Source organism: Psychrobacter sp. H7-1 (assembly GCF_904846585.1).
Classification (GTDB): Bacteria; Pseudomonadota; Gammaproteobacteria; order Pseudomonadales; family Moraxellaceae; genus Psychrobacter; species Psychrobacter raelei.
Window position 1 is genome coordinate 1 of sequence record NZ_CAJHBH010000062.1, and the last position, 9,940, is coordinate 9,940.

A 9,940-nucleotide genomic window follows, 5' to 3' on the forward strand; every position below is an offset into this window, starting at 1 on the left:
CCGATTTAAACCCTATTGAGAAAAAATGGGCACAGGCGAAGTTTTTGCGCCAAGGGTGGATGGAGAATAATTTACCTAAACTGTTTCATGATATGGGTTGTACCAATTTTATTTTGGATTGACTATAGCTGAATGGCTAAATAGTATAGGTGCAGCTACTGCACAGGCAAAAGAGAGGGGTTTGTTCATAATACGTCCTTGTAAATATAATGTAGGAGTGGGCTTTGCCGCCAATTTAATAAATAGCTGAAGCTACCTATATAGTGCTTAGTCTCCACTAGCACCTCATAACGCTAAGGTACTGAGTTATTTGTAAAGACCAAAACAGAGTGAGCGGTCAACTTCCATGCAGACGGCCCTGCTAAGCGTTCATTTATTAAAACAATTATTATGTATTTATAGCTTAAATCATTAAAAACTGTTTCAACAATTACTTCATTCTAGAAAACTTAATAATGATAGTCAACATTGTTACTAAAATAAATTATAAATAAGTTTGTAAAAAAGCTTATATAATACAAACACTAATGCACAGTTGTACACTAAATTTCATGGACTGAATCCTTATAAAAGTGATAAATTTATCTTAAATATAGCGAGTATGACACCATCAGCTTTTTAGCAAAGGAATATGATATGACCACCACAGTACCCTCTGATGCAATACCATCTGCACCAAGCTCTAGACCGACAAAAGATCACAGTAAGGCGATAGCTGAGCTAAAAGCACAATTTGGTGACAGGCTTAGTACCAATCTAACCACCCGTCAGCAGCACGCACATACCATGACGTGGCTCGAGAGCCAGCCGGCTGATGCGGTGCTTGTGGCCCGTGATAAGCAAGAAGTCGCTCAAGCTGTCGCGATTTGTAATACTCACAACATGCCAGTGATTGCCTTTGGTATTGGCTCCTCCTTAGAGGGGCAGCTAAATGCCCCTTATGGCGGTCTGTGTATTGATATGAGTGAGATGAATGAGATTTTGCAGGTCAATAGTGAGGACTTAACGGTAACGGTACAGCCTGGGGTAACCCGTGAGCAGCTCAATCACTATTTGCGTGATACAGGACTATTCTTCCCGATTGATCCCGGGGCTAATGCCACTATCGGTGGTATGGTCGCCACTCGCGCATCAGGCACCAATGCGGTGCGCTACGGCACCATGAAAGATGTGGTATTGGCATTAGAGGTAGTGACAGCAGAGGGTAAAGTTATCAAGACAGGCTCGCGTGCCAAAAAGTCAGCCGCAGGCTATGACTTAACCCGCTTGATGATTGGCTCAGAGGGTACGTTAGGTGTGGTCACTGAGATTACTCTAAAGCTTTTTGGCATCACAGAATGTATCGGCAGCGGAATTTGTCATTTTCCCACTGTGGAAGCGGCGTGTGAGGCGACCATGATGACCATTCAAATGTGCTTGCCTATTGCCCGTATTGAGCTGTTAGATACCTTGCAGGTCAAAGCCTGCAATCAATACTCTAACCTCACGCTAAAAGAGATGCCGACCTTATTTGTGGAGTTTCATGGTAGTACAGCTGGCGTGCAAGAGCAGGCACAGATCTTTAATGATATTGTGGAGGAGTGTGGCGGCTCAGACTTTGCGTGGGACAGTGATGAAGAGGCACGCAAAAAGCTGTGGCACGCGCGTCACAACGCCTATCCTGCCAGCCGTGCGTTACGCCCAGAGGCTCAAGCCTTATCAACCGATGCCTGTGTGCCCATCTCAAGGCTGGCCGAATGCGTCAGCGAGACGGCCAAAGATATTAAGGAGGCTGGCATGATTGGCCCTATTGTCGGTCACGTAGGCGATGGTAACTTCCATGTATTGTTGCTCGTTGACACCGACAATCCTGATGAGGTGCAGACGGCTGAAGACTTGGTTGGTCGTCTGGCAAAACGTGCCATCGACATGGATGGCACCTGTACTGGGGAGCATGGTATTGGGCAAGGCAAGCGCAAATATATGGCGTATGAACATGGCGATGCCGTAGGGATGATGCAAGCCATTAAGCACGCACTTGACCCGAATAATATCTTAAACCCAGGCAAGATTTGGCCGTAAGCCCAGCTTTAAGACGTAAGACTGCTTGTGCCTATAAATTCAGTTGCTGCTTATAGACAGCGGCATCGGCGGCTGAAAAACAGCAATAAATCACCTCTGTAATCACAAGCTGTGATACCGAAGCTTGCTGGATACTGTCTATCACGCTATTAATGGCAATGTCTGTGGCCTGCTCGATAGGGTAGCCATAGACACCGGTACTAATGGCCGGAAAAGCAATACTTTTGATATCATGCTGCTGTGCAAGCGCTAAGCTATTACGATAGCAGCTGGCAAGCAGCTCAGGCTCACCTTGATTACCGCCATGCCAAACAGGGCCTACGGTATGAATGACATACTGGGCCGGTAGCTTAAAGCCTGGGCTGATTTTGGCCTCTCCAGTTGCGCAGCCATTCAAGGTACGGCAATAGGCGACAAGCTCAGGCCCTGCAGCGCGGTGAATGGCGCCATCAACCCCGCCACCACCGAGCAAGCTTGAATTGGCAGCATTGACAATGGCATCGACTTTCAATGTCGTAATATCTGCTTGAATAAGGGTTAGGGTCACTGGGTGCTCATGATTGTGATCATCTTTGGTATAAACTTGTTTTTGAAATAAGATAGCGGGGGCATTCATAGTTAACTCCTACATTAAAGATAGTGAAGAAAAGCGTTTTTATCTGATTAATGATAATTGATAAGCGGTCTATTAATTTTCTAGGTTGAGCCTATTTTGTATAAGACTGTCCATTTTGGCCTTTACTTATTAAAGCGGCTGCTTCTAAAAACCGCTAGAATAACCCCGTATCAAACCGTGCTGTGTTTGTAAACGCTCTATATAATGCGTTTGTGCTTGCTCTTGTGACGACTGCTTTTTGACTCTATTTTTGCTGCCCTAGGAATGACGTTATGACCTCATCGGCCTCTGCTCATGTTTTACCTGTCTTTGTGCGTGACTTTTTTAATAAATATTTTATTGATGCCTTTACTGGTATGGCGTTAGGGCTGTTTGTCACCTTAATTGCGGGGCTTATTTTCTCCCAAGTGGGCATGGCGTTAGAGATGCCACTGCTGATGGATTTGGGCAAGTTGGCCTCTATCTTGATGGGGGCAGGCATTGGTGTGGGTATTGCTTATTATCTCAAGGCGCCGACGTTGGTGGTGCTTGCTTGCTTGGTGGCTGGCATGATGGGCGCTCATTCTGAGGCGTTAATGGCCGGTCAATTATTCACGCCGCAAGCGGGGGCGCCTGCTACCTTTTTGGCCGTACCAGGCAATCCGATCGGCGCTTATTTGGCCACTGTCTTTGCCTACCGTGCCGGCAGCTGGGTACAAGGTAAGACCAAGCTTGATATTATCTTAGTGCCTTGGGCAGTAGGACTGGTAGCGTTGGCCGTGTGCGCTTGGCTTAATCCACCTGTGGTCAGTGTGGTCAACAGTATTGGTGACGGCATTGCGCTGGCCACGCAGTTGCAGCCATTTATGATGGGCGTGGTCATCGCTGTGGTGGTGGGCCTGCTGCTGACCATGCCGACCTCGAGTGCCGCCATTTGTATTGCTATTGGGCTAGATGGTCTGGCAGGCGGTGCAGCGGTAGTCGGCTGTGCGGCGCATATGATTGGCTTTGCGGTGGCAAGCTACAAAGACAACGGCATCAGCGGCGTCATTGCCCAAGGGCTTGGCACCAGTATGCTGCAAATTCCCAATATCTTCAAAAAACCAATTATTTTGCTGCCAGTTGTGATTGCCAGTGCCGTTGTCGGACCCATAGCAACTACTGGGTTTGGACTTATGAGTACCGCCAGTGGTGCTGGTATGGGGACCGCGGGTTTTGTGGGTGTATTTGGGGTGCTTGAGGCATCAGCAGGTAGTCTAACGCTCAGCAATATTTGGCTGGCAATTGTGCTGTTGATGTTCGTGTTACCCGCACTAATCGCTGGGCTAGTGGCGTGGTGGATGCGCCGAATGGGCTGGATAGCGCCAGGAGATATGACATTACCCTAACCAATCGTTACCGTTAATTACGCAGCGCTTTGTTAGCATAAAATCGAGTAACGCTTTATTTAACCGCAGCCATATAAAGACAGCTATTTGGCTGGGGTCAAAAAGAGCTGGTTAGAGGCAGGCCTATACTAGACTAGGAGATCAATGTGGATACCGAACAAATTGTTAAAAATTATCTGGACACACTCAATATTAACCAAGATATCAAAAGCTTAGAGGATATCTCAACGCTGGCAAAAGCCCATTTACAAACTTATGCCTTTGGTAATCCCAAGATTTTACTTGGTGAGTCAGTGCCCATTGATTTAGAGTCTGTATATAACAATCTAGTGGTCAATAAAAGAGCCGGTTACTGCTTTGAGCATAATAAGCTTATGTATGAGGTGCTTAAGGCCAAAGGCTTTGAGGTGACTCAGCATCTTGCCCGAGTGGTGAACAACCAATCCCCACCTACCATTCCTATGACGCATCGTGTGACTGTCTTGTACTATCAAGGTGAGCAGTATTTGGTGGATGTGGGTGTTGGATTTCGAAGCCCGACGGTGGTTATCAAAATAGGTGACACCGAGCCGACGCTGAGTCATTTAGGTATTGAATACAACGTGTTGCCTGTAGATGCAGACAAAAACGTGTATACCATGCAATTAATGGAAAAAAATGAGCCTTACAATGCCACTGCCTTTGATTTGATTGAGAATATCGATGCAGACTTTGAAGTGGGTAATTTTTATTGTTATATGAATCCTGAGGGCATATGGCGTAATAACTTGGTTGTCTCCTGCTATGGCGAGGATGTAATTTATTCGCTCAGGAACACTGATTATTTTAAGATTTATGCAGATCATACCGAGCAGGTGACCATTACCAAGCTTGAGCACTTTATTGATATTATGCAAAATGAGCTCAATGTAAACTATAGCCGAGATGAGTTAGCCCAAGTATTTGAGAGTTATGTACAACACAAAGCTGAGCACTGATCCAGTTAGGCGCTAAGTCAAGCGATGAAAATGATGACAGGGTGATATAAAACTTGTACCCTGTCTTTTTTATGCCTTTTTATTTGAAAGCGCGAACCTATTTGAAGCACAAAGGATATCAACATGGCCAAAAATGCCTTACAAGCCCAACTCTTAAAAGCAGGGTTGGTGGATACCAAAAAAGCCAAAAAGCTAACCAAACAAGCTGAACATGCCAAGCGTACTGGCAATGCCCCCGATGCAGAAATCAAACAATCAGTGGCACAAGCACAGGCCGAAAAGCTCAAAAAAGACCAAGCTCTAAATCAGCAAAGACAGCAAGCACTAGAAGAGAAAACCTTAAGAGCTAATATCGTACAGATGATTCATCAGCACCAGATTACAGACACTCAAGGTGATATCGAATACCGCTTTGTTGATGACAGCAAAATCAAAAAGATGCACATCACCCAAAAGCTGTTTGATCAGATTGTTGCCGGTCATGTCAGTATTGCCCGCTTAGAGGAGGGGTATGCATTGTTGCCACGTCCGTTAGCCGATCGTATTAATGAGAAGCTAGAAGGGTTTATTGTTGAGTCTAATGACAAGGCGCAAGATGAGCCTGCTGAAGATGATCCGTATGCCGCTTATGTTATCCCTGATGATTTGATGTGGTAAATCAGTCATTAGCATTCATGGTTTGGCGTTGGAGGCAGACAAGAATGGTGTGAGGTTTTTTTATTTAAAGCGATTACAGTAATTAGGTAGTGCAATTTAATATTACATTCTAAATACAGTAGTCTCTTGTTTTAAAAATCTAATTTGATACTATCGATATAAGTCATTATTTATCGTTCTCAACCTAGCGGATGTTAAGGCTCTGGTTGCTGCGGTAAATAATAACTTTAGGTAAAACATTACCTGATAGGTTAAACATAAGATATTTAATGATAGATTTATAAAATAAATATAAGGAAGCCATCATGTCTAAATCTGATATTAAAGCGCTAAAACAAGAACTGAAAAAAGACATCAAAAAAGCTAAGAAAAAAGTAGAGAAAAAGGTCAAAGAGTTAGATAAGCTAAAAGACCAAAAAAAGAAAGAAAAAGCTAAGAAAGACAAAAAAGCTAAGAAAAAATAAGCGCCATTAATGGTTTATTAAAAAAAATAGGATAGCGAAAGCTGTCCTATTTTTTTATTACCTGCCGATCGTGGCGCTAAGCGTAAAGTAATGGCAACAGCTTAACGGCCAAAGCGAAGCCATTTATCATGAACGCGGTGCTGCTTGAGCATCATACGGTCGCTTAGATAGTTATTAGTCACATACCAAGGATACCGGTCGCCTTGCTTGGGTAGGGTATTTTGGGCCCGCTGAATGTAGCCGGCGCGCAGTGAGCCCATGACTGTATCTGGCAGTCGGCTGGCCTGTTCACCATCGGTAGCTACCGCATCGGGGATGACGCTTTTATAGCCGTAATGATGCATGTGGCGTAACAATCGGGTCAGATAGGCCGCAGCGAGGTCAATTTTGAGTGTCCAAGAGGCATTGGTGTAGCCGAACAACACAGCCATATTAGGAACGCCCTCTAGCAGCACCGCTTTGTAACTCATGCGCGCACTGACATCAAGAGCTTTGCCATCTATAGTAAGTTTAGCGCCGCCAAGCATTTGCAGCTTGAGGCCTGTGGCGGTGATAATAATATCTGCAGGCAAGTGACGACCAGAAGCCAGCTGTATACCGTCCTTAGTAAAGTGATCAATATGGTCTGTCACCACATCAGCATGACCTGTATGCATCGCTTTAAATAAATCACCATCTGGTACAGCGCATAGACGCTCATCCCACGGATTATAATCAGGCACGAAGTGGTTTAATGCCACACCGCTGCCTTTAAGTGCATATTTATTACGCTGGGTGAGGATGGTTTTTAAGAGTTTGGGCGCCATTCGAGATAATCTATATAGGCTTTGCTGCAGTAGTATGTTACGCCCTCGAACTAGGCCATAGGCAGCATTGGGCGGTAATTTAAATCGCTCGGTGAGTAGAACATAGCTTGGATCTTCACTTGGGATGCTGGCGATATAAGTGGGTGAACGCTGCAGCATAATGACCTGCGCCGCAACTTGTGGCTTGGCAGGTGAAGCAGAAGCCAAATAAGCGTCTCGACTTAGTAGCGCGGGTACCAACGTCACCGCAGTGGCCCCACTGCCAATGACCACCACCCGTTTATTGTCATAATCAATGGTCTCATCCCACAGCTGTGGGTGTACGATTTTACCGTTAAACGCTTGCTGTCCCTTAAAAACAGGCTGATAACCTGCGTCATAGTCATAATAGCCCGTGGCGCCAATGACAAAGCGGGCAGTGATATGGCGGGTTTGCCCTGTAGTGACGTCGGTGAGCTGAGCCTGCCAGTATTGGTGCCGGCTTGACCAGTTTAATGCACTCACTTCGGTATTAAACTGTATCAAAGGCTGTAAGTTTTCTTCTGTAGCAGTGTCTTCAATATAGCGCTTAATTGAAGCGGCATCCGCCAAGGTCTTTTTGCCCAGCCAGGGGCGGTGAGCAAAACCAAAAGTGGTCATGTCAGAGTCTGAGCGAATGCCAGGGTACTTAAATAAATCCCAAGTACCCCCAATGGCGGCTCGCTTCTCCACAATGGCGACTTTTTTGTGTGTAATCAGTGGGCTAAGTAGCTTGTCGCGCTGTAGATGACTGGCTGTTGCAATGCCGGATACGCCTGCGCCTATAATTAAAACCTCAAGATCAGGCTTTTTATTAAAGGGTAGCACCGGCAGCAGTCTGCGTGCCGAAGCGGCGGCGCGTTTGGGTAAGTTGGGTAGTGTTGGCAATTGCGGTAAATACTGTGTCCGCATTGAAGCTAATCCCAAAGGGACAGCGCTGTCAGCTGCAGTATTTGATGCAGTTAGAACAGGTATTAAGCGCTTAATAGGAGAGAAAATGGGCATAAATCATCCTTGAGTTAAACTGGGGTAAAGACAGGTACTGAGGTAACTGTAGCTTAACACACCGCCACTCAGGCCATCAGCCATCCTTTGTTGAGAGCGGATATTTATCGATCAGCAGTTGATATCATGCCCAAAGATGGCCATGACAAAAAGCTGTGCTATAACCCCCTGACAGTATACCCATAAAAAAAGCGCCTTGAGCGAGCAATCAGGCGCTTTTTTTAGGTGTTTAGACTTGAGGTTCGGCCAGTTTTTTAACAGATAGGTTTAATGACAGATAAGTGCCGAATAAAATTACCACCGAGCCCACAATGGCAAAGATATCAAGTGATTCACCGAGTAATATATAGCCAAAAATAATGGCAAAAATGGGGATGACCAAGGTGATGCTGGTGGCGCGTACTGGACCAATACTTTTGATCAACTGATTCATAAATATCAGTGCAATCGCAGTGGATAAAATACCAATACAAATCACCGAACCCCAAGCTTTGGTGCTAATAGAGTGATGATAGGGGAAATTATAAATAGCGACCGGTAGCATCACAATACTGGCCGTAATCAAGGTGCCGGCCGTAATGGCGATGGGAGAGATGTGCTCTAGATAGTTACGGGTGAGGTTGGCGCCGGTGGCATAGCCAATACAGGCAAACAGCGCAAAGCCCATGGGCCACAATTGGGACTGTAAGCTGCTATGATCGCCGCCACTGCTGTGCATCATCGCCAAGAAATTTTCACTCATCAAAATAAACACGCCAATGACCCCAATGACAAGTCCCAGTATTTGTTTTTTTGACAGTTTATCATTGAAGAACAGGCTGGCCATTACCCCACTCATCATCGGGACAGAGGCGTTTAATACCGCCAGTACACCGGCATTAACCGATTTTGCGGCATAGCCGAACAGCACGAATGGAATGGCAGTAGAGCATAAGCCGATAATGGTCAGTAGCTTCCAGTTAGCCAAAATGCCTTGACGGTTTTTTGGGTTTAGTAGCACAAATAAAAGCATGGTTATCCCCGCCAGCTCCAAGCGAATACTGGCAAAGGCAACTGAGCCAAATTCAGGCACCCCAATGCGGTAAAAGATAAAAGACAACGACCACATGAAGGCCAGGGTAATAAAGGTTATGAGGTCACGTTTGCTCACAAAAAATCCTATGGCCATCTAAATTAGACAGCTGTATAAAACAGCAGAAAACTTGCTATTATAGGCCGGCTTGTGGGTCATGGATATGGGATTAACAAAATATAGCCAAATTCAGGCTCTAAAACAGTCTCATCGCTCTAACCATCAAGCCAAGAGCAACCTAAGTGATGCAGATCGCCAAGCAAAAAAAGCAGCAAACGCGGGCTCATAATGGCGGCGATGACACTCCATGATAACAGTGTCTACAAATAAGTAACCCGTAAAAAAGTGCCTCAGTTCATTCAACTGAGGCACTTTTTTTGTGCCAAGGGTGAACTTAGAAGCGGTAAGTGATGCCAGCATTAAAAGAGCGTTCTGCCAGCGGCATATGCTCAACAAGATAGGAGCTGTGATTGTAGGCCAAGTCATTTAATAGGTTAGAGACTTGTAAGAATGCGGTGTAATCTTGCGGGCCGGTACTGTGATAAGTCACTTTGGCATCTAGCATATTATAGCTGGGTGTGGTGTGCTCAAAGTCTGCCACCTTATCTTGTTTATAACGGTGATAGCCTGACAACACCACATCAAATTGATTGAACTGAGCAGTAATATCGCCGCCGACTCTAGGCGCAGCCAGTCTTGGTGCATACTTACTGCCGAGTTGTTTGTCTTTTAGCTCGATAATGGCAATATCTGAAAAGCCGCCAATACTAATACCAAACCCAAAATATATAGTATAGTCTACTGATGACCATACTAATACATAACCTAGAAGACCATGACTTTGGCAAACACTCAAAGACTGAGCGCAATCCCAGAGCCCGACTACGCCTGCTCATC

9 protein-coding genes are annotated in these 9,940 nt (G+C 45.4%); 5 read left to right on the forward strand and 4 right to left on the reverse strand.

What is annotated here, in order from left to right; all coding sequences use genetic code 11:
• The first annotated feature begins 636 nt into the window (after nt 1-636).
• Nucleotides 637-2,061 (forward strand): FAD-binding oxidoreductase, encoded by a 1,425-nt coding sequence (locus JMX92_RS12620; protein ID WP_011961559.1) that lies wholly within the window; start codon nt 637-639, stop codon nt 2,059-2,061.
• A gap of 31 nt (nt 2,062-2,092) precedes the next feature.
• On the opposite strand, the gene JMX92_RS12625 is transcribed toward JMX92_RS12620, so the two are convergent.
• Nucleotides 2,093-2,677 carry an O-acetyl-ADP-ribose deacetylase gene (locus tag JMX92_RS12625; protein ID WP_227675376.1) on the reverse strand — a complete coding sequence of 195 codons (585 nt, stop codon included), beginning with the start codon at nt 2,675-2,677 and terminating at the stop codon, nt 2,093-2,095.
• Between the two features lie 272 nt (nt 2,678-2,949).
• On the opposite strand from JMX92_RS12625, the gene JMX92_RS12630 reads away from it, so the two are divergent.
• The 4 genes from JMX92_RS12630 (at nt 2,950) to JMX92_RS12645 (ending at nt 6,142) form a co-directional block, all read left to right on the forward strand.
• Nucleotides 2,950-4,044 (forward strand): PTS transporter subunit IIC, encoded by a 1,095-nt coding sequence (locus JMX92_RS12630; RefSeq protein ID WP_201546001.1) that lies wholly within the window; start codon nt 2,950-2,952, stop codon nt 4,042-4,044.
• 146 nt (nt 4,045-4,190) lie between these two features.
• Nucleotides 4,191-5,021, forward strand: coding sequence for an arylamine N-acetyltransferase family protein (locus JMX92_RS12635; RefSeq protein WP_201546003.1), 831 nt, complete (start codon nt 4,191-4,193; stop codon nt 5,019-5,021).
• Between the two features lie 123 nt (nt 5,022-5,144).
• Nucleotides 5,145-5,678 carry a DUF2058 domain-containing protein gene (locus tag JMX92_RS12640; protein ID WP_011961555.1) on the forward strand — a complete coding sequence of 178 codons (534 nt, stop codon included), beginning with the start codon at nt 5,145-5,147 and terminating at the stop codon, nt 5,676-5,678.
• A gap of 305 nt (nt 5,679-5,983) precedes the next feature.
• Nucleotides 5,984-6,142, forward strand: a complete 159-nt coding sequence (locus tag JMX92_RS12645; RefSeq protein ID WP_011961554.1) for a hypothetical protein — start codon at nt 5,984-5,986, stop codon at nt 6,140-6,142.
• A gap of 101 nt (nt 6,143-6,243) precedes the next feature.
• Here the strand turns inward: JMX92_RS12645 and JMX92_RS12650 are convergent, their stop codons facing one another.
• From JMX92_RS12650 to JMX92_RS12660, 3 genes are all read right to left on the reverse strand, one after another.
• Complete coding sequence (locus tag JMX92_RS12650) at nt 6,244-7,878, reverse strand: flavin-containing monooxygenase (RefSeq protein WP_201546009.1); 1,635 nt, start codon at nt 7,876-7,878, stop codon at nt 6,244-6,246.
• A gap of 322 nt (nt 7,879-8,200) precedes the next feature.
• Nucleotides 8,201-9,121, reverse strand: coding sequence for a DMT family transporter (locus JMX92_RS12655; RefSeq protein WP_201546005.1), 921 nt, complete (start codon nt 9,119-9,121; stop codon nt 8,201-8,203).
• Nucleotides 9,122-9,437: 316 nt separating this feature from the next.
• Entirely contained in the window at nt 9,438-9,899 is a 462-nt protein-coding gene (locus JMX92_RS12660) for a TonB-dependent receptor (RefSeq protein WP_227675378.1), read from the reverse strand.
• Between the last annotated feature and the right edge of the window lie 41 nt (nt 9,900-9,940).

Bases quoted from the DNA above. Each gene is read 5' to 3' on its own strand.
- JMX92_RS12640 (WP_011961555.1), top strand. From the start codon at position 5,145: ATGGCCAAAAATGCCTTACAAGCCCAACTCTTAAAAGCAGGGTTGGTG.
- JMX92_RS12625 (WP_227675376.1), bottom strand. From the start codon at position 2,677: ATGAATGCCCCCGCTATCTTATTTCAAAAACAAGTTTATACCAAAGAT.
- JMX92_RS12650 (WP_201546009.1), bottom strand. From the start codon at position 7,878: ATGCGGACACAGTATTTACCGCAATTGCCAACACTACCCAACTTACCC.
- JMX92_RS12620 (WP_011961559.1), top strand. From the start codon at position 637: ATGACCACCACAGTACCCTCTGATGCAATACCATCTGCACCAAGCTCT.
- JMX92_RS12630 (WP_201546001.1), top strand. From the start codon at position 2,950: ATGACCTCATCGGCCTCTGCTCATGTTTTACCTGTCTTTGTGCGTGAC.
- JMX92_RS12645 (WP_011961554.1), top strand. From the start codon at position 5,984: ATGTCTAAATCTGATATTAAAGCGCTAAAACAAGAACTGAAAAAAGAC.